This is a genomic window from Varibaculum prostatecancerukia (genome assembly GCF_943169825.2).
GTDB lineage: Bacteria > Actinomycetota > Actinomycetes > Actinomycetales > Actinomycetaceae > Varibaculum > Varibaculum prostatecancerukia.
The window spans coordinates 1641902-1661837 of record NZ_OW968402.1; the positions used below are offsets into that span (position 1 = coordinate 1641902).

A 19936-nucleotide genomic window follows, 5' to 3' on the forward strand; every position below is an offset into this window, starting at 1 on the left:
CTTTTTGCTTAATCTACGCCTAGACACGATTGATAATCCTCGCTCCCAGCGGGTGCGGACGCTAGTCAATCTGTCTAGGCGTAGTTTTCGTTTAAAACAAGGATTACTCCTGGTAGAAGGGCCACAGGCCTGCGCGGAGCTACTGCGTTTCTACCCGGACGCGGTTCGTGATGTTTATCTTGTTACCGATGCACCCTCCCCCGCGATCCAGGTGGCGCGGGAGGCGCTAGGGGTTACTTCCTGGGTGCATCCGGTTACCCGGCAGGTAATGAACCTGTTCGCGCCCTCCGCACAAGGAATCGCCGCCACCGCCGATCTTTCGCTGCTTCCTAGCGAAAAACTTCCGTCCCCGGATATTTTGAATGAGGGCGTGTGGGTAGTGTGCGCGCGAGTGCAAGACCCCGGTAATCTGGGCACTATTATTCGGATTGCCGATGCCTGCGGTCTGGCAGGGGTACTGGCCTTGGAAGGCTGCGCAGATCCCTCTAGTCCGAAAGTTATTCGCGCCAGCGCCGGGAGCCTGTTTCACCTTCCGGTTTACTCCGGCGGCTCCCTTGCTTCTTTAGCGGGGTTGAGCGCGGAAAACGACGGCTACCTGGTGGGGCTGTCGGGATCAGCCGAAACAGATCTCCCTACTTTTACTACTTCTGGGATGGTAACTGCCGCGCCGTTATTTATCTGCCTGGGTAATGAAGCCCGAGGTTTAAGTAGCGAGGAAATCGCCCTCTGTAATGAAACCATTTCTATTCCCATGTGGGGGCAAGCTGAATCCCTAAACGTAGCGACTGCCGCCGCGATCACCCTGCACGCCATCGCCAGTGCCCGCACTCACTAAAAGCAATCCGCCTTAAATCGCCCTATCCAGGGAAAATGACAAATATCATTTCTAAAAAGTGACAAACCCTGATGGTATAGCGCCAGATTAACCGCGATAATTTGGGTATGAAAGAACAAGCAGACCCCAACCTATCTACCTCCATAAAGGTAGTGGATAAAGAAGCATTAACAAATGCTGCCGGAATAGCAGAAAGTTACGAAACTACCCGGAAAAGTAGAGAAAATAAATCCCTTATTTCCGCTACCCCAAAGCCGGCAATAGCGACTCAAAACCTGACCCAAACTTTTGGCGCAATCCGCGCCCTGAACAATATAACTTTAACTATTCCTGCCGGAAAAGTAACCGCCCTGCTTGGACCAAATGGAGCCGGAAAATCAACCCTAATTGATTTAGCTACCGGACTCACCAAACCAAAATCCGGGAACATTAAAGTATTCGGTTTAGATCCGTTGCGTGCCGTTCGCTCTGGCAGGATAGGAGTCAGTCAGCAAAGCGGTACTTTTCCGGAAATACTCACGATTAAATCCGCCTTACAACTCCTAGCGGCAGCCTGGCCAAAACATTTGCCAATAGAGCAATTAATGGAGCTTTGCGATCTGAATAAAATAGCCAAACGGAAAATAAAAAAGTGTTCCGGCGGAGAAGTTCAACGGCTTAAACTTGCTTTAGCGCTCCTACCTAATCCGGATTTACTTATTCTTGATGAAGCCACCACCGGAATGGATGTGAACGCAAGAGCAGCGTTTTGGCAGATTATGCACCACCTAGCCCAGCAGAAGCGCACCATTGTTTTCGCCACCCACTATTTAGCGGAAGCCGAAGATTTTGCGCACAATATAGCCATCCTAGATCACGGGCAGCTGGCAGCCAGCGGCAGTCCCGATAAGATTCGCTCCTTGGCACGCTCGCACCTATCAGCCCTATTAGCGGAGCCCTCACTCACCGGCGCTCAGCGCGCCCTCGCCAAAGTCCAAGGAGGGCGAAACTGGAATATCTGGTTCGATAACGAGCGCATCCATATAGATGGGGCTGACCTTGATGATGCGTTACGCACCCTCGCCCAATTCGATGAAGCCACAGATTTCAGCCTGACCCGGGCATCCTTAGATGAAGCCTTTACCCATATCACCCAGGAAGCAAATCGTTAAGATGCCTATTGCTAATACCTACTCGTCCTTAAAAAAGAGAAATACCATGTCGAAAAATAATGATTTTGCTCTAAAGCTAAAAACCGATAATAAAATGTTAAAAATGCTGAATTTTCCCGCCTCCTCTAAAAGTCAATCCCCCTATAACTCCTGGCGGAATCTGGGATTAATTATGCGGCGTTGCTTTTTTGTTTGGGTACATCCGACTACTTTAATTCTATTTACTTTTATCCCGATAGCCTGTTTCTCGATTTTCGGTTTAGGGCAGGAATACTCGAATATCGATTTAGGAGAAACCACAATTGCCGGATCCATCATGTGCAATATGTGTCAATACTCGGTAGTATTTGTCGCCGCCTGTATCACTGCCCGTATCGGCACCGAACAGGCAACCGGCTGGACGCGACAAATCGCCCTCACCCCGATAACTTCCCGGCTGTATGGCACTGGCCGCGTTATCGCGACCGCTATTTCTTGCCTGGCAATGACCATTATTACTTACAGTTACGGGTTCGCTACCGGGGTACGCATGAGCGCAAAGACTCTAATATTATCCCTAGGTGTTTTAGTAATTTCCGCACTTTTCGGAGCGGTATTTGGATTATTAACAGGTCTGCTCATCCCCTCAGATGCGGCGCAAGGAATAGTTGGAGGCGGCTCGTCACTAATCGCTATTTTTTCGGGAATGTTTACTCCTTTAGAACAGATGGGCGCGTTTGTCCAAAAACTGGGTGAGTTTATGCCTATGTGGGGATATAATCAGCTTTTACAAGCCACATTTAATAATCAAACTATTTTGGGGTGGAAAATCTATTTGAATATGGCAGTGTGGACTGTGCTGCTATTGGGAATAGTGTTAGCGTTACTGCAACGAAAAAAGTCGTAGTTACCGCCTAGAACTTTATCGCCGATAATGCCAGCAAAACTGACTAGCGACTGGTGGAAATGAGGGAATATGTTAAAAAATAGGGACTCTTGGGCTTTCGCTTTCCCTCCCCTACTATTTCTTATTCTGCCCCTTTACTATATGTCGGCAGGATTTCCACAAATCAGTTACCTTGTCGCTTTCTTTTTGATGGTGCTGTTTGGCGCCTTCTACGTGGCGGCTTGGCTACAAATCCCCTATCGTCCGCGCCGTTTATCCTCGCTTAATATCGCTATTCTAGCCGGGCTAATCGCCACCTATTTGGGAGGATGGTGGATAGCGGGAACTAACGCCCCGGTAGCCTTTCAAGCTTCCTATCTTTGCTCGGTAGCTATATTTTTACTACCTGCCCGTCTTGACTATTACGCATTAGGGATAATTTATCTGCTGACAATGCTGCAAGTAGCTATCTCTCCCTCTATAACCAACTGGTCGGCGGTGCTGATAACTATCTTTACTTCTTTAGCCTGCTTTGCTGGTCGCAGCTCCGTTGAGGCTGAAAAACGCCGGACGCTGGCGGCAGCTAGTGAAACACAGGCGGCTAAAATGCGCGAGCGAGCCAGGATTAACGCTGATTTGCATGATGTTTTAGGGCAGACCTTAACGGCTATTTCCTTAAATGCTCAGCTCAGTTCCCGGCTTTTGCAACAAGGCAGGAATCAGGACGCGGCCTCGGCTCTCCGCACTGTTCAGCTCCTTTCACGACAGGCTCTCGCGGATGTGCGACAGGTGGTTAGCGCTTCTCGCGAGATTGTAATCGCTGAAGAAATAGAAAATGCACGGGCACTTTGCCAGGCAGCAAATATCACTTTTTCTGTTAGCGCCCTGGATACTATCAAGCCCGAAATCGAGAATCTGGCTGCTTGGATGATTCGCGAGGGAATCTCTAATCTGGTTCATCATTCCGGCTCCGATAAGGCCTGGCTGCTCTGCACCGCTAAAAGCGTTTGTTTAATCGATAACGGTAAAGGTTACCAGGAGCTAGTTTCAGATAGTGATAACGCCGGGTCAAGTGGTAACGATGCTACCGGTAATGGTCTTTGCGGTCTTAAGGACAGAGCCAAAAATCTAGCAGTTATTTCTTACGGTAACCTGTTTAGCTCGGCTTGGGAGCAGCTAATAGCTATAGACCCCGAGATTTCTACCAGGGCAGATGAGCTGATTTTACCCCCTAAATATCCTCGTAAACACCCTCATGGATTCTTCCTTGCGCTTTATACTCGCTAGCTTGCGGCGCAGTTCATTTAAGGCACTCGCCGAAAACCAGTCATTTGTCGCTACTGCGAGTGTTGTGCCTGATACTTGTGGTACTTACTCAACTAGCGCTATGGAATAATTAGAACATGATTTCGCTAATGCTGGTAGATGACCAAACCCTGGTGCGACAAGCTTTAGCCAGTTTGCTTAGTTTAGAGGACGACCTCAAAGTTTCAGGGCAGGCTGACAACAACCAGGCAGCGTTACAGCAGCTGCGCGCCCTACAAAATAGTGGACAGGCAGTTGATGTGGCGTTGGTAGATATTGAGATGGGGTCAGATTCCGGACTGGATTTAACTCGCGAAATCAAACAGGCTTTCCCAGACACAAAAGTACTGATAGTAACGACTTTTGGTCGTCCCGGATATTTAAGCCGAGCGCTTGCGGCAGGAGCTAGCGGTTTTATTGTCAAAGACACCCCCGCGGATCAGCTGGTGAGCATTATTCGCAATATCTATGCGGGAGCTAAACATATTGACCCTAAATTGGCTGCCGATGCCCTAGCTCAAGGACCTAATCCTTTAACCCCGCGAGAAATCGAAACTCTGAACTGTGCCTTAGCTGGGGCTAGTATCGAGCAAATAGCGGCTACAGTTTTCCTAGCTCCCGGCACGGTACGTAATATCATTTCCGGTGCAATGACCAAGCTGGGAGCTAAAAGCAGAATCGAAGCTGCTCAAACCGCTAGCGCCGCCGGTTGGCTATAATCCTACTGCAATAAGTCCGAGTGCGTTCCCGTTCGTGTTAGCGAAAGCTCAATTTGGTTAGAACTAATTTTATATATCAGTAGCCAATCAGGGCGGATATGACATTCGCGATGCCCCAACCAGTTTCCCGTTAGTGCGTGATCCTTTAGTGCTTTTGGAAGTGCTTCTCCAGCCGCTAACAGCCGGATAACGTCATCTAGCTCCTCTATGGGAAGCCCACGCCGAATAGCCTGCTTGTAGTCTTTCTTAAACCGGCTAGTCCATTGAATCTGGTAGCTCATGATTTTAGTTCTTTTAACGCCTCTTCGACATCCGAATAGCGTTTTGCATCTGGGTCAGCTAGTAATCTCTCTGCTTCTGTTAGAGCCATCTGGGTTTGATAGTTGGGCGATTTTTGACGGATTTCAAACGGAAATCCTCCCGCTTGGATAGCCTGACGCAAAAAAATATTAATCGCGGTAGTCATATTAACCCCTAGATTGCGAAAAATATCTTCGCTTTGCTGCTTAACATCTTTATCCATGCGTACACTGAAACTGGTAGTACCGGACATAGCAAATCCTCTCTCCTGCAATAAAATACATCTATAATAAGTCTATTATCCAGGTATTAGATATGCAATAGCTATTAGTTTCTACTAACTGAGGGGCAGGGTGAGGGTGAAGATGGCTCCTGAGGTGGCGCGATTTTCGCCTGTGACGCTGCCTCCGAGGGCTTCGGTCAAGGTTTTTACGATCGCCAGCCCTAGCCCGGAGGATTCTCCGGGCTGCCGCGCACTGTCGGCACGCACGAAGCGATCAAATAGGGTATCGGTAATCCGCTCGTCAATACCCGGTCCGTTATCGGCCACCTGCACCTGTACTTGCCGATCCGCCGTAAAGCCGGCGCTAACCTGTACTTTGGTTCCGGCAGGCGTGTGCTGTGCCGCATTTGAAAGCAGGTTAGAAAAAATCTGGGCGAGAGCGGATTCGCTGCCCGCTACCCTGGCTGCGGCCAATTCTTCCCCTATTTCCAGTTCCCAGAGGTGGTCGGGATAGGCAATCCGGACAGTCGTAAAAGTATCCACCAAGGCTCCCGCAATCGGCACTTCCTCTACCTGGGCACTTTGTCCGGCATCCATCCGCGCCAACAAAATCAAATCAGAAACTAGATCCGCGAGCCGCCCACTTTCCCTTTCGATCCGCTCGACTGCGTCTGCGGCCTCCTCTCCCAGGTTTTGCCGCGCCAATAGCTGGGCGTATCCACTGATAGCAGCGACGGGGGTGCGTAGTTCATGAGAGGCGTCAGCTACAAATTGGCGCAGCTGCGCCTCGCTATCCTCCCGTAGTTTCAGCGAGGTTTCGACATGTTCGAGGGCGCGGTTCAAAGAGCGCCCGAGCTGGGCGGCCTCCGAGTCTTCCCGGGTAACTGCGTCTTCAACCCGCGCAGGTAGCTTAGCTTCGTTTTGGAGATCGACGGTTTCAACTTTTCGCGCTACCCGTTCCACCTGGGCTAGATCCCGCAGTTCCCGGCGCACCAGGAATCGCGCCAAAAAGTAGGCGCCTAGCAGAGCCGCGAGCGATCCTAAAGTGTAAAAGAGGGTAAAGGAACGCAGAGTTTGATTTACTTCCCGCAGCGGGATTCCGCTGGCGATCTGGGCAGTGCCACCGGGGCTACTCACCGAGCGCAGTACCACTCGATAATCGCCTAGCGAAATCAGGTGAACATTTTGGGGATGAGCAACTGAATGTGCCAACACCTGCTGCACCTGGGCGCTGTTCAACTGGCGCGAGCCTTCTTTCGGGCTAGCTACTAAAGAGGTCGCCTGACTGCCTTGATAGATGAGGCTAAATGAACCGGCTGTTATTCCCGGGAAATCCCGTCCTGGGTGCGGTTTCTCCGGTTTGTCGACATGCTCTCCCTCGCCGTCTTTGCCATGCGGATCAGGGAGTTTATTCGCGTGCGGTGTATCTTTTGCCAGCTGATCCGCCGGTTTTCCCTTGGGAGATTTTCCCTGTTGCGCGCTTTCCTTCTCCACGTTTAAAGGAGTTCCTAAAACCTCTTTTCCCTGGCCAGCCCGGGCGATCTGGGCGAGTTGATTCACAGATTGGTTAAGTGAAGTGTCGAGTTGAGTATAGAGGGCGCTTCGCAGCGTGAGTCCCGCGAAAGTTCCTACCACCGCGAGCACCAGCAGGCACACCCCTAGCACCATCACCGGTAGGCGGCGCGAAAGACGACGTGAGGGGGCGCGTAAAAACCGGCCCCTATTGCGTCTGTTATTAGCCACGCGCCTGCTCCGAACGCATCACGTACCCTACTGCCCGCACGGTTTCAATCAATGGTTCTGTCTCCTGGTCGATCTTTTTTCGCAGGTATGAGATATAAAGTTCCACTACGCTGGCTTTGCCGCCGAAATCAAAATGCCAGACGGCATCCAGGATCTGTTCTTTGCTAAGGACCCGATCACAATTTTCCATCAGGTAGCGACACAGTTCGAACTCGGTTTTTGTTAGCTCGATTGGCTTTCCTGCCCGGCTAACCTGGCGGCTATCTACCTTCATTTCTAGATCTTTTACCCGCAGCACCTGCTCTTTGGGGTCATTTTCATCAGCGAAACCGCTGCGGCGCAATAGTGCCTCTAGGCGCAACTCTACTTCGGTCAAATCGAAGGGCTTGGTTACATAATCGTCTGCTCCCGAGCGTAGACCCGCGATTTTATCGGCGATAGCATCCTTAGCGGTAAGCATTAGCACCGGAATATCCTCCCGCTCACGCCGGATCCGCTCCATCGCTTCAAAACCGTCCATTACCGGCATCATCACGTCCATCACTACCGCGTCCGGGCGCTGTTTTCTGGCCAGCTGTACCGCCTGGAATCCATCATTAGCGGTGAAGGTTTCCCAACCTTGGATGCTTAGAGCCTGCGCCAATAGGTCGGCTAATAATTTTTCATCATCCACGATCAGGATTCGGGGCACCTGGCCTGCCCGCGCCAAACCAGAGGCACGGGCAGACTTTGTTTCAGTTTCCATGTCTTAATTATGCCTTTACCTTGAGCTGTTCAGGTGGCTTTAGCTGTTATTGGAGGGCGCGATGCTATGGTTTTGAAAGTCGCCTGTCCCCCCAATACCGTTTTCGGAATTGCTTTGTTTCTGCTGGTTTTGCGGTTTTTGGTTCTGATTGTCCTGCGGCGGTTGTGACTCTTGCCCATTTTGGTTTTGCCCGTCGGGTGCCATCTGGTCGTATTGTCCTCCCGGGGCGTTTTGCCCCGGCTTCCTAGGACCGCAAGGCCCCAGATCGCCACCTCTTCGCCCGTCAGGAGCCATCTGTCCGCCGTGACCCGGAGGCATATGTCCGCGAGGGCCTTCATTTGAGATTGCCATTCCCGATCCCATGCCTCCCATAAACAGAAGGATTGCCGCTCCCACCAGGGTCACTGCTTTAACCCAGGTTTTTTTGAAAAAAGTGGCAATTTTTCCGGTCTCAGCGCCGGTTTCCTTCGCGAAGGCTTCCGGCTGGAAACTCTCTTGGGTGAGGGGCACTGCCGACGCTCCGGACTGCGCGCCCGCAGGGGGCACTGGTTGCCTGGATTCAGTTTTTGGTTCAGTTTCCTGCTCGGTTTCCATCGACTGGGTTCCGTGAGCTGCCAAAGCAGGCTCGGGGGCATCCTGATCATTTTCCTGCTCGGGCAACCGCTCAGTAACTTTACCGTCTTGCTCTAGATTTTCTTCCTTTGCTTCATTTTCGGGATTCATTTTTCCTCCTAAGTTGTTTCTTTAACTAACATCTTTAAGTTAAGAAACTGATTTATGAGGCTAGGAAGAAAAACCTATGAATTTGCTATGGATATTTTTCGCTGCGCGAATAGCCTTTCGTTAGCACCCGGAATTACCTATCTGAACAGCCGTTTTACCTTTACTGAGGATGCTTGAAAGTAATACTCAGAACCCGGAACCCGGGACATTATTTTGTGGGCCGGTTCGCACAGTTGGCACAGAGGCCGAAAATATCTGCCATATGTTCGATATCGCTGAACTGGTAGCGCTGAGAAATTTCGGAAATCCACTGTTCTAACTGGTCATCTTGGATATCGACGGTGTATCCACAGCTGCGACACACCAGGTGGTGATGGTGTCGGCGCGCCGCACACCGCCGATAAAGGGTTTCGCCCCCTTCCGAACGCAAGCTATCCAGCTCTCCTACCTCGGTTAGGGTCTGCAGGTTCCGATACACCGTAGCTAGTCCCACGGTTTGCCCGGCACCCATTAGGGCAGCATGCACTTGCTGGGCGGAGCGAAAATCGGTTTCATCAGCCATAATCGCCATGATCGCGTCTCGCTGCCGGGTTTTACGCTGCATTGCCATTGCTTCTTTTCCCTACTTTCCCGCCCTTTAACGCTGCCGCAGCTGGCAAATTTTCCTGACTGCTGCCTCGAGGGCATATTGCGGATCCCGGCTAGCGCCTTTAGCGTCCTCGTCTGCTTGCGCAATAATTTTAATCGCTGCCGCTAATTGTGAATCTTTCCATCCGCGCACTTCCCGCCGAGCTTTTTCCACCTGCCAAGGTGCCATTCCCAGCTGGGCAGGGTTTATTCCCCGCACGCTCACTTTTGCCAGGTTGCGAAACTTGAGTGCGAGCGCACCCCCGATCGCGACCGGCTCCACCCCGGAAGAAAACGCTTGTCGTAGCAGCACTAGGGCGCGCGAAAGATTCCCCACCGCTGCTGCATCGGCCACGTTAAAGCCAGTAGCTCCTACCCGCGAACCATAGAACTGCTGCACTGCCTGCAAAGTTACCGCCTGCGGATAGTCAGAAACTAACTGGCGAGCAGCGCCGATTAGTTCCGCCAAATCCCCACCTAGCGCATCTACTAGCAGCTGTGCCCCAGCTGGCTCTATGCGTCCGCCGACCGTGCGCACTTCTTCAACTACTAAGGCAAGTTTGTCGCGGGCATTCTTTACTTTCGCAACTTTAACTTCCCTAGCTCCTGCCTTCTTTATCTTGTCTACCTGGCGTTTTCCTTTATTAGTGCCATCGTGGAGCGCTACCACCCAGCAATCAGGTTGCGGGGTCACCAGATAGGCGGCCAAGTCCTCACCCAAAGCTTCATCAGCGGATTCAAAATCAGGAATCACCAACAGGCGGGCTTCCCCAAACAAAGAGGGCGAAGTCAAAGAATCCAGGGATCCTACTTGATACCCGGCAGCGGTCACCTCAGTCACTGCTAGAGCCGGATCCTGGTTTCGTCCCAGTTGTTTCAAGCGGGTCAGCGCCCGATCTGCCAGCAGTTTTTCTGGTCCGCGAATCAATACTGCGGATTCCAGGGTGCAATCGCGCCAACTCATCTGCTTTGAGACCATGCTTCAACATTGCCACCGATCCTGGTTTTTGGAAAGTAGCAACGAAAAATAAAGGTCACCCCGCAGGCAACTGCGACTAAAGCTAAAATCCCGGGGATTCCTTGCGGCCAGGGCAGGATCGCAAAGGGGTTACTGGCAACCCCGCGAGCTACCATCATCACCCAGGTGCACCCGACTCCTAAGGTTTTAGCTAGTAAAGTACCTGGTAGCGGCAAGAACGTCAGGCAGGCACCTCCCCAAATCAACAGGGTTACCACCGGAGCTATCGCCACATTGGCCGCTACGGTTAGGGTGTTGATTCCGGGACGGATTAGCAGTTCTCCCGGCAAGCAAGCTAGCTGTGCCACCAGGCTAACTGCGCTAACCGCCAGAAAAGCCGCTAAAAACTTTCCCAAAAGCGCGCGATATTTTTCAGGTATTACCCGAGCTATCCGACCGCTTCCCTTTCTTTCCAGCGATTTCAGTTTTTCTTGTAACGTTTCCTCTACCGGTTTAGCGACCAGCACAATCGCGGCAGTGGCACTAACTGAGAGTAAAAATCCGGCATCCTGACCGAAGGCGGGTTCAAAAATTAGGAGCCCGATTACGGCCGTTTCTAGGGCGCTAAAAGAACGGGGTTCCCTACCCCTAGCTAAAGCCAGCACACTCACCATACCCATTACCGCTGCGCGCAGCAGTGACGGCGCCGGCCCCAACAGTAGGCAGTAGCCCACTAAAAGGCTCCCACACGCCACCAGACGCCAGCGCCGTCCAAGACCAGCAGTAAGCAGTGCCACTAGGGACAGCAACACAGAAATATGCATCCCCGATACACAGGTAATATGCACAATTCCCGCAGTTTTCAGCGCTTCGGTATCCGCGGAGGCATCGGCGCGGATACCCAGGATCATGGCCGGCAGCAGCATAGCTGCTGCCGGGGATTTTGCGGCTATCAGTTTCTCTTTCAGCCTGGCCGCGAACTTTTGTTTGAGGGCCGCCGCACCGCGCGGCTCGGCTCGAATTTTTGGGGTAGCCATGATTTGGGCGGGAATCTCAAACAGAGTATTTGCGCTGGTAAAATCGCTTATTTCTAGGTTGCTCTTCCCGGTGCGATGCGGTCTTTCCAGTTTCAGGCTGGTTTCTAGGACGGTTCCGCGCGGATAAGCCGTTAGATGCTGGCCGAAGGCCACCACTTTCAGGCGGGTTTTAACCGCCGGGGCAGGCGGCAATCTAGCTTCTAATAGCTGTAACTGGGTTATTTGTTGGTCACTGCCGGGCGCATATTTTCGCGGCGGCCCTTCTACCATTGCTAACACTCGAACTTTGGAGATCTCCCCCTGCCAAGCGCGCGCTAAAGGATCCGCTGCAATCTGCCTAGCGGCCTGCGAAACCGATAAACCGACCGCACCAAATGCGGCTACCGCCAGGGCTAAGGTTAACCCTACCGGTGCTAAACGCTGGAAATAAACGGCGATCAGCAGCGCTGCCGCTACCACCAGGGCTAAGGCACTGATAATCGGTTCTAGGTCCAGGGGTAAGGCCGGTAGGATCAGCGTCCCTAACCAGGCAGATACCGCTGCTGGCAATAACCGTAAATCCAGGACTCGAGAGTTCACATTTACGCCTAGACTTTGATTAACTCCGCCAAGGCAGCATATTTCTTTTCTCCGATTCCCGAAACATTCTTTAAGTCCTCAATGTTTTGGAATCGCCCCTGCTCCTTGCGATAAGCCACTATCCGTTGCGCCAAGGCCTCCCCCACTCCGGGGAGCTGTTCTAACTGTTCTTTGGAGGCATCATTGATAGAAATTTTGCCCCCAGACCCCGCAGCTGCCCCTTCGCCCTCACTGTTTTCCCCTGCGCTAGCTCCGCCACTATCGCTGCCTGCACTTTCATCAATCCCCACTCGAATCTGCTCCCCATCACTGACTTTGCGCGCCAGGTTCAGCTCCGATAAATCCGTCCCCGCAAGCGCACCCCCGGCGGCTTTAATCGCGTCTTGTACCCGGGCAGAAGCGTCCAGGCGCACCACGCCCGGTTTATTCACTTTTCCCACTACATCCACCAGCACCGCCCCACTCGTTGCCGGGGCAGACGCCGATGAGGAACTGAAACTACTAGCCGGTAAAGAAGCACTGCTTTTAGGGGTTTTACTTTGTGACCAGCCCGCCAGCACCGCCACGATGACCATGACAACCAGCGCTACCGCCACTATTTGTGGAGAGGGTACCAGGCGCGCCCGCAAACCCCCTGCAGGAGAGCGTAACCGCCCCTCAGCCTGGGCTAAAAGTTTTTCCCCCTGTGCGACGCTGCGAGTGGCCTGGCGAAACTGCGCGCGGGTATAGCTGGATTTTTCCTGATCCATAGGGCGAAACTATTGCCTGCCACCTTAGGCCGCAATCTCAAATCTGCGGTTAACAGGACAAAGCGGCGTTATCTACCCTTGGGGACAGACCCTCAAGTAGCCGTCCCCGCCATAAACCCCCAAAATAAAAGAGGGTTAAAAGCCTAGTTTACTCGCATCCCAAGAGCGTAACTTTTCCAAAGCCGCCACTAAATCCGGGCTTAAGGGTGCTTCGAAAGTCATTTTTTCGCCAGTGACCGGATGAGTAAAACCTAGGGATACCGCATGTAACCACTGTCGCTCCAGCCCCAGTTTCTTGGCCAGCAGCGGATTTCCCCCATAGATAGGGTCACCCACCAGGCAATGACCCATCGCCTGCATATGCACCCGAATCTGGTGTGTCCTGCCCGTTTCTAACTGCACCTCGAGCAGCGAAGCGCCGGGCAAAAGCTCTAAAGTGCGGTAATGGGTAATCGCCGGCCTTCCCCCCTCGACTACCGCCATTTTGAAATCTCGGGAGGGATGCCGCCCAACCGGGGCTGAAATCGTTCCCTGCGCTGGTTCTAGGTAGCCTTGCACCAGGGCGTGATAAATCTTTTCCACCCGGCGGGCGCGAAAATCCTCCTGGAGCTGTCGGTATGCTCGCTCTGATTTCGCCACCACCAGGGCGCCGGAAGTCCCTACATCGAGGCGGTGCACGATCCCGATACGCTCGCTTGGCCCCGAGGTGGCGACCTGGTGCCCCGCCGCCAGCAGGGCGCCAATAACCGTAGGTCCCTTCCATCCGGGAGCGGCATGCGCGGCTACTCCCACCGGTTTATTCACCACCACAATATCGGCATCTTCAAAAAGAATCGGCAGTTCAAAGGGGGTTTCTAAACTTTTTGGGGAGGTATCGGGCAGCAGCACTTCCACCTGGTCTTCGGGAAAGACCTCGGCAGATTTCCGGGGAATTTTCCCGTTTACCTGCACATCTTTTTGTTTAATCAGTTTGGCAACTAGTGAACGCGAAAGTTCCAGTTCACTGGCTAATACCTGGTCAAGACGCATCCCCCGCACTGAATCGGGCAGCTGCATCGTAACCCGTTCACGCATCTTTGCCTCGCACTCGCTCCGGCTTATAGGCGTGTTTTCCGCTGGTAGAGGGTACTCCCAGTACCACCAGCACCACCACGGTAATAACCCCCACCACAATCGCGATATCGGCGATATTTCCGACAAACATAGAGCGATAGTTTAAGAAATCAATCACGTGTCCGCGAAAAACTCCTGGAGGACGCGTAAGCCGGTCAACCAGGTTTCCTAGCGCTCCACCTGCCAGTAGCCCTAAGGATAGTTGCCACGCCAGATTGGTCATAGCGCGCCCACTCCAAATAATGATTACTAGCACTGCCGCCGCGATCACCGAAAATACCCAGGTGAAGCTTTCAGCTAGGGAAAAAGCAGCGCCAGGGTTGCGCACCAGTTGCAGACCAATGAAGGTACCGATTAGTGGCTTGGGAGCGGCTCCCACTTCTAGGGTGCTGAGCGCCCAGGCCTTGGTGGCTTGGTCAATGATCAGCACCGGTAGGGCAATAAATGCAAATATCACCAAGAGCGGGGCGGCTTGCTTCTTTTCTCGCTTGTTCATCTTCTTCCCAGATCGGTTGAGTCTACGACTCAATTTAATAAAAAAGCAGCGATGCCACCACTTGCGTGGTGGCATCGCTTCATCCTCCCTGGCTCTCGGGAGGAACTAGGCTTTTTTATGCTATTTAGGCCTCTTGGGCGTCGAGTTGCCCGATTAGCGCCTGCAGGTGCTCGCGCACCTTGTGGCGGTAGTCATTCTCGAAGGCCTTGAGGTCATCAACCCGGGTTTCTAGATCTGCCCGCTCGGATTCTAGCTGCTCTAGCACGCGGCGACGCTCATCATTGGCTTCGCGTACGATCTGGTCACCCTTGAGTCGGGAATCTTCCAGAATCTGGTCGGCTTCTTGCTGACCGTTGCGCACGTATTCATCGTGTACCCGCTGTGCCAGCGCCAGCATCGAGGTTGCGTCCTCAGGATGGTCGCCGGCGCTTTGTGGAGCGGCAGCACTCTGCTGTGCCTGCGACAGCTGTTCACGCAGCTGTTCGATTTCCGCAATCGCTTGCTGGGTTTCGGCCTGCGCTTGCTGGGTCTCGGCCTGTGCCTGTGCCAAAGCCGCCTGGGCTTCTTGCTGGGTCTGCGCCAAGTGCGCCTGCAGCGCCTGGATTTGCTCCCCGGCCTGCGGGTCACCTTCGGCAGCTGCCGCCTGGAACTGCTGTACCTGCCCCTGCATCTCGGCAATCTGTCCATTAGCGGTTTCTAGCTGCGCCTTGAGGGCAGCTACTTCTTCGCTATTGTCGCTGGGGGCTACTGCCCCACCAGCAGCAGCCTGCTGACGTGCCTCATCCAGTTCGGATTTTAAGGACGCATTTTGATCTTGCAGGGTCGCGATAGTTTCCACGACCTCATCTAGGAATTCGTCGACCTCTTCTTGGTCGTAGCCTTCACGGAACTTGGTTGCCTGGAATTGCTTCCAGTGCACATCTTCAGCAGTCAGCAGAGCCATACCTGTCACCTCAGTTTGTTATCGTCTTCTTCCCCGGGAAAGCTGTTAACTTCCTCGAGGAACTTCTGCGCTATAGGTTGCAGTTGGAAACAAGCATACCGAAGTTTTGCTCAACTTCCACATCTTCAACAATAGTAACATCTATGATTTTCGGCAACACTTTAGACATTTTTCTGCGGTTTTAGGAACTAAAAAGCACCAAAAGCGCATTTACTAAGTGGGTCCAAATGTTAATTAAGATTGTGACCAGCAAAAACAGTACTATAAAACTAAGATCTAGGGCGAAAGTCCCAAGACGCAGTGGTTTAATGAATCTCCCTAAGAAACGTAAAGGCGGATCGGTTAAACCAAAAACCAGATTACAAAGAAACAGGGTCAGGGAATTATTTGGTCGCCAACTGGGGTTTAGCGCCATCACCCAGGACAAGACAGCCCGGACTATCAGCGCCAGAATGTACAGTTGCAGCAGCCATCTGCCAACCAGACCGACCCAATAGATTAGGGAAAGCATCTAGTTAGCTTTGGTTGAAGAAATCTCTTTTAGACCCCAGGGAGGACGCGCCCTCGTCTACCTGTACAGACTTGGGGGAAAGTAGGAACACCCGGTTCGTCACCTTTTCGATGCCCCCATCGAGGGCGAAGCTAAGACCGGCAGCGAAGTCAATCATCCGCCGTGCCTCCAAGTCGTTCATTGCCCCCAGGTTCATAATCACCGGGGTGCCGTCCTTGAAGGCCTCCCCAATATTTTGCGCCTCGTTATAGGTGGTGGGGCGAATGGTTACAATCCGTTTTAGATCCGAAGCCGATTCGGGCTGGGAGCTGACCGCATGCGGGAAACGCAGCGCCGGCTCTACAATCCGAGGACGAGGAGCCGGAACTTCCGCATCCGGAACTTCGCTTTGCAGCTCATCGCTATATTCCTCGTTCTCTTGCGGTTCGGACAGGCCTAAATAGTCCATCGTCTTCCTCAAAGCGCCCATCAGGTTCTCCTTCGTTAAATACGGGTCTATGAAAACGTTAATCGTGACCGGGTTTTTTAGGAAGCATCCCCTCGGCGTGTTCCCAAAACTACCGACCTAAAATTGCAGTTCAGCCGGCTGGCACCTCACCTTTACCAACTACAATCCCCGCGAAGCGTCCGGTGACGGAATCGCGGCGATATGAATAAAGATTTCGATCTTCGAAAGTGCAGCGTTTAGAGGCGAAAGTAATCCGCACTCCCGCTGTGCGCAGCTGGGAGATTACTCCTGCCTGCAGATCCAAACCGGGGGTACCTGAGCGAGTCCGCGACCAGGCGGCCGGCACATGTCCGGTTACATGGGTGCGCATCGCCTCGGGAACTTCATAGCAAGCCCCACAAATTGCCGGTCCGATTGCGGCGTGAATCTTCCCGTTCTGTGCGCCTAGTTTTCGCATCGCGATTACCGCTTCCCGCGCAATCCCGGTCACCATTCCCGCTCTACCGGCGTGTACAGCGGCTACCAGCAGGCCATCATCAGATGCCAGCAACAGGGGTACACAATCGGCCACCATTACTCCGGCAGCAGGGGTTGCCAACCCCAGCTCCGCAAATTCGCGGGTATCAATAATGATTCCATCGGCATCGGCAGGGCTGTCAGTGTAACCAGGATGGACTTGTGCCACCCGGTTGGAGTGGGTTTGGTGCATCCATACCACTTTCCGCCCGATCGCCTCATCAACGATTTTGCGATTTTGCGCTACCACCGCCGGGTCATCACCAACGTGATCTCCCAAGTTGAGAGTGGCATACGCGCCGGTGGATCCCCCTCCAATTCGGTTGGTGAAAACCGCCTGCGCTCCCCCGAGGTCAAACATGGCGGCCTACCGCATGAAGTCGGGTACGTCTAGCCCCGATTCTTGGTCATCGTCCTCGAATACTCGCGGTACCGTCAAAGTAGCGTCATCCTCACGCCCCGTATCTACCCCAAAGTTATCGCGGTAGCTGTGGGAGCTCTCATTTTCCCGGCGGCTAAAGGCATCGCGGGAGGGCGGAGTTACCGGCAGGCGGTGCGCTCCCGGCGCGCTAGCGCGCGGCAAATCCCCCACGCTGCGATCTTCATCGTTCAAGGCCGCCCGGCGCGGGAAAGCTGGGATCGCAGAGGTAGCAGTGGAGTCCTCTTTTTGCTCTTTCTTTACAGGGGCGGAGGCCGGTTCTGCCGCTGGTTGCGGCGCTTTCTGCTCTACCTTAGCGCTCTTGGCTTTGCCTTTAGCTTTTTTAGGGTCATCGAATCCGGCAGCAATAATGGTCACTCGAATTTGGTCGCCCAAGGCCTCATCCACATTGGCACCAAAAATAATATTGGCTTCGGGGTGTACCATCTCGCGCACCATATCCGCGGCGCGATGTACCTCGATTAAGCCCATATCCGAGCCTCCCTGGAAGAACATCAACACCCCGAGCGCCCCATCGATATTGGCTTCTAGCAGCGGGGACATAAATGCGGCTTCGGCAGCGCGAATCGCGCGATCTTCGCCGGTGGCAGAACCAATCCCCATGAGGGCGGTTCCTGCCCCCTTCATCACGCTTTTCACGTCCGCGAAGTCCACGTTAATGAGGGCGGAAGTGGTGATCAGATCGGTGATGCCCTGGACACCGGAATGTAGCACTTCGTCTGCTGCGGAAAAAGCATCGACCATGGTGATGTTTTGATCCGAGATTTCCAGGAGGCGATCGTTAGGAATCACGATAATGGTGTCGACCTCTTTGCGCAGCGCCTCTACCCCGGCATCTGCTTGGGTCTGACGACGGTTACCTTCAAAGGAGAAGGGTCGGGTAACTACCCCAATGGTCAGGGCGCCCATTTCTCGCGCCACCCGCGCCACGATAGGAGCACCACCCGTACCGGTACCGCCGCCCTCGCCTGCGGTAACGAAGACCATATCGGCACCTTCTAGGGTGTCTTTGATTTCTTCTTCGTTATCAGCGGCGGCGCGCTCGCCTACCTTGGGATCGGCTCCGGCTCCCAGACCGCGGGTTTCTTCCCGTCCGATATCCAGTTTCACGTCTGCATCTGACATCATCAGTGCCTGCGCATCGGTGTTAATCGCGATGAACTCGACGCCTTTTAGCCCGAACTCGATCATGCGGTTAACGGCGTTTGCTCCGCCGCCGCCGATGCCTACGACTTTAATATCTGCCAGGTTCGTATCTGGTACTGTCACGGTCGCCCTCCGATCTAACCCTCAACCTTTAGTTTAGGGTTAGTTTTTCTTGCCCTCTTGGTCAAACGAAAATCCTATGTAAAGTGGCGTTTTCAGCAAGCACTCGGCGCGCGTGTTGCCAAATTTGCGCTAAATGCGCCCCCGAATCCTCGCCGTCCTATCATTGAAGACGAGGACTGCAATCCCAGGAGGAAATATGCCCACTATTTTTACTCGTATCATCGCTGGCGAAATCCCCGGCGAGTTCTGCTGGAAAGATGACATCTGCGTCGCCTTCGCCGACATCAACCCCATAACCCCCGGACACGTACTTTTAGTTCCCCGCCGGGAAGTCGAAAACTACTGGGACGCTCCCACCGAGGAGCTGCAGCACCTGATGAAAGTGGCGCAGATTATCGGTCGCGCCCAACGCCAGGCTTTCGGCTCCCAGCGATCCTGCCTGAGTATTGCCGGGTTCGACGTGCCGCACCTGCACCTGCACTTAATCCCGTCGAACTCCATGGAGGATATCAAGTTCGCGCACGCCCAGCCGGCAACCCCGGAGGACATTGCCACCTCTATGCAGGCACTACGCCAGGCGATTGCCGACCAGGGGTATGCCCACGAAGCAGGAGTTAACGCCTAAAACTAAGGTTTTAGGGGTGAGGCGCAGGTGACGTGCTAGTTGACTGACCTAACCGTAGGCGCGTGCTCGGGGTGAGGCGCGGGCGCGGGGAACGCGCACTCACCTTGAGGAGCAAACTAGTGCCCCCCTACTTTTTCCCGAGGGCGCGTTACAGCAGAAGGCGCGACGCTAAGTTGGGTGCGCCAAAAGGGTGCGTTAACAGCGTAAAGGCCATGACTACCCCGCGGGCAGGTGGCGGCGGAGATAATCAAGTTCGCTTTGGTCGTACCAGGACAGCGGCTGCGCCGCCAGTTCTTCCCAAAGCTCCCATCCGGAAGTTTCCTGCGCGTCCTCACCGCTAAAGTTTCCCCGACACCAAGCCGCGGCTGATTCCAAAGAGACCGCCTCTCTGACCTGCTGACATAACTCTAGTTCTTCGGGGCTATCGAGATGTAGGCTGACCAGGCGCTGCCAGTCGAAGCCGGTTTTCACTTCAAAAACACCGAGATCGCTGCTGGCGCTGATTTCACTGGCTTCCACGTCCAGCGCCGCTACGATGCGCCCTTGATAGCCACTGGCGGGAACCTCTAGGCAGGACATCGCAGCCATAGTCATGGCCATATCTTCTGCCTGTTCTTCATCTAGGGGGTCAATTCCCCAAAGCTGACAAAAATCATGGTTGCCTGTCCAGGCGAACTGAGAATAAAGCTGCTGGTTAGAAAGCTCATTGACCGCTACGGGAAGATAAATACGCACCTAACTATGCTAACGCCCGCGCGCCCTCTTGAGCCTTAGCCCACCCCGAAGCATGCTTAAAGGGAGGTTGCCAGGATTTTTCTTACCTCAGCAACCACCCCAGTAACTCATCTATCTTTAATTTTTTCTTAATTTAAAATTGCTAACAGCCTCTTTACAGCAATTTTGATTATTAAAACGTCTTTTGGTTTCCTCTTTAAACAGCGCAAAACGCGACTTGGCAATGATGCCTGTTTCCCCGATGCCCTTAATGGATTAGCGGCACAATTCTCATATTCTAAG

23 protein-coding genes are annotated in these 19936 nt (G+C 53.4%); 6 read left to right on the top strand and 17 right to left on the bottom strand.

Annotated elements, in window-relative coordinates; translation table 11 throughout:
• The first annotated feature begins 4 nt into the window (after positions 1-4).
• The 5 genes from KO216_RS07150 to KO216_RS07170 all read left to right on the top strand — a co-directional run bounded on the left by KO216_RS07150 (position 5) and on the right by KO216_RS07170 (position 4875).
• Entirely contained in the window at positions 5-835 is an 831-nt protein-coding gene (locus tag KO216_RS07150) for a TrmH family RNA methyltransferase (protein ID WP_215523546.1), read from the top strand.
• A 107-nt stretch (positions 836-942) separates the two neighbouring features.
• The gene (locus KO216_RS07155; protein ID WP_215523547.1) at positions 943-1986 is read left to right on the top strand and encodes an ABC transporter ATP-binding protein; all 1044 of its coding nucleotides are present in this window, start codon (positions 943-945) and stop codon (positions 1984-1986) included.
• A gap of 46 nt (positions 1987-2032) precedes the next feature.
• Positions 2033-2872 (top strand): ABC transporter permease, encoded by an 840-nt coding sequence (locus KO216_RS07160; protein WP_215523548.1) that lies wholly within the window; start codon positions 2033-2035, stop codon positions 2870-2872.
• A 69-nt stretch (positions 2873-2941) separates the two neighbouring features.
• A complete protein-coding gene (locus KO216_RS07165; RefSeq protein ID WP_309547292.1) occupies positions 2942-4138 on the top strand; it encodes a sensor histidine kinase in 1197 nt (398 codons plus the stop codon).
• 116 nt (positions 4139-4254) lie between these two features.
• Positions 4255-4875, top strand: a complete 621-nt coding sequence (locus KO216_RS07170; protein WP_215523550.1) for a response regulator transcription factor — start codon at positions 4255-4257, stop codon at positions 4873-4875.
• Between the two features lie 2 nt (positions 4876-4877).
• Here KO216_RS07170 and KO216_RS07175 read toward each other — a convergent pair whose 3' ends face one another.
• From KO216_RS07175 to ftsZ, 16 genes are all read right to left on the bottom strand, one after another.
• Positions 4878-5156 carry a type II toxin-antitoxin system YafQ family toxin gene (locus KO216_RS07175; RefSeq protein ID WP_215523551.1) on the bottom strand — a complete coding sequence of 93 codons (279 nt, stop codon included), beginning with the start codon at positions 5154-5156 and terminating at the stop codon, positions 4878-4880.
• Complete coding sequence (locus tag KO216_RS07180; protein ID WP_215523552.1) at positions 5153-5428, bottom strand: type II toxin-antitoxin system RelB/DinJ family antitoxin; 276 nt, start codon at positions 5426-5428, stop codon at positions 5153-5155. Before KO216_RS07180 ends, KO216_RS07175 begins: the two co-directional genes overlap by 4 nt.
• 84 nt (positions 5429-5512) lie before the next feature.
• Positions 5513-7141 (bottom strand): sensor histidine kinase, encoded by a 1629-nt coding sequence (locus tag KO216_RS07185; RefSeq protein ID WP_215523553.1) that lies wholly within the window; start codon positions 7139-7141, stop codon positions 5513-5515.
• Complete coding sequence (locus KO216_RS07190; protein WP_309547293.1) at positions 7134-7886, bottom strand: response regulator transcription factor; 753 nt, start codon at positions 7884-7886, stop codon at positions 7134-7136. The genes KO216_RS07185 and KO216_RS07190 overlap by 8 nt, the downstream gene beginning before the upstream one ends.
• Before the next feature lie 39 nt (positions 7887-7925).
• Entirely contained in the window at positions 7926-8609 is a 684-nt protein-coding gene (locus tag KO216_RS07195) for a hypothetical protein (RefSeq protein ID WP_215523554.1), read from the bottom strand.
• Between the two features lie 208 nt (positions 8610-8817).
• Entirely contained in the window at positions 8818-9219 is a 402-nt protein-coding gene (locus tag KO216_RS07200; protein ID WP_309547294.1) for a Fur family transcriptional regulator, read from the bottom strand.
• A 27-nt stretch (positions 9220-9246) separates the two neighbouring features.
• Positions 9247-10215: a DNA polymerase III subunit delta gene (gene holA, locus KO216_RS07205; RefSeq protein ID WP_215523555.1), complete on the bottom strand. Its 969-nt coding sequence runs from the start codon at positions 10213-10215 to the stop codon at positions 9247-9249.
• Positions 10197-11810 carry a ComEC/Rec2 family competence protein gene (locus KO216_RS07210; RefSeq protein ID WP_215523556.1) on the bottom strand — a complete coding sequence of 538 codons (1614 nt, stop codon included), beginning with the start codon at positions 11808-11810 and terminating at the stop codon, positions 10197-10199. Before KO216_RS07210 ends, holA begins: the two co-directional genes overlap by 19 nt.
• Before the next feature lie 8 nt (positions 11811-11818).
• Positions 11819-12559: a ComEA family DNA-binding protein gene (locus KO216_RS07215; protein WP_215523557.1), complete on the bottom strand. Its 741-nt coding sequence runs from the start codon at positions 12557-12559 to the stop codon at positions 11819-11821.
• A 135-nt stretch (positions 12560-12694) separates the two neighbouring features.
• Positions 12695-13633 carry an RluA family pseudouridine synthase gene (locus KO216_RS07220; protein WP_215523558.1) on the bottom strand — a complete coding sequence of 313 codons (939 nt, stop codon included), beginning with the start codon at positions 13631-13633 and terminating at the stop codon, positions 12695-12697.
• Positions 13626-14168 carry a signal peptidase II gene (gene lspA / locus KO216_RS07225; protein WP_215523559.1) on the bottom strand — a complete coding sequence of 181 codons (543 nt, stop codon included), beginning with the start codon at positions 14166-14168 and terminating at the stop codon, positions 13626-13628. Before lspA ends, KO216_RS07220 begins: the two co-directional genes overlap by 8 nt.
• Before the next feature lie 124 nt (positions 14169-14292).
• Positions 14293-15111, bottom strand: coding sequence for a DivIVA domain-containing protein (locus tag KO216_RS07230; protein WP_215523560.1), 819 nt, complete (start codon positions 15109-15111; stop codon positions 14293-14295).
• Between the two features lie 181 nt (positions 15112-15292).
• A complete protein-coding gene (locus KO216_RS07235; RefSeq protein ID WP_215523561.1) occupies positions 15293-15622 on the bottom strand; it encodes a YggT family protein in 330 nt (109 codons plus the stop codon).
• Between the two features lie 4 nt (positions 15623-15626).
• A complete protein-coding gene (locus KO216_RS07240; protein ID WP_215523562.1) occupies positions 15627-16091 on the bottom strand; it encodes a cell division protein SepF in 465 nt (154 codons plus the stop codon).
• Between the two features lie 109 nt (positions 16092-16200).
• Complete coding sequence (gene pgeF, locus KO216_RS07245; protein WP_215523563.1) at positions 16201-16947, bottom strand: peptidoglycan editing factor PgeF; 747 nt, start codon at positions 16945-16947, stop codon at positions 16201-16203.
• 6 nt (positions 16948-16953) lie between these two features.
• Positions 16954-18294 carry a cell division protein FtsZ gene (gene ftsZ / locus KO216_RS07250; RefSeq protein WP_215523564.1) on the bottom strand — a complete coding sequence of 447 codons (1341 nt, stop codon included), beginning with the start codon at positions 18292-18294 and terminating at the stop codon, positions 16954-16956.
• A gap of 196 nt (positions 18295-18490) precedes the next feature.
• Between ftsZ and KO216_RS07255 the strand changes: the two genes are divergently transcribed.
• Positions 18491-18919 carry an HIT family protein gene (locus KO216_RS07255; RefSeq protein WP_215523565.1) on the top strand — a complete coding sequence of 143 codons (429 nt, stop codon included), beginning with the start codon at positions 18491-18493 and terminating at the stop codon, positions 18917-18919.
• A gap of 216 nt (positions 18920-19135) precedes the next feature.
• Here the strand turns inward: KO216_RS07255 and KO216_RS07260 are convergent, their stop codons facing one another.
• Positions 19136-19654 (bottom strand): DUF6912 family protein, encoded by a 519-nt coding sequence (locus tag KO216_RS07260; RefSeq protein WP_215523566.1) that lies wholly within the window; start codon positions 19652-19654, stop codon positions 19136-19138.
• Positions 19655-19936: the final 282 nt, after the last annotated feature.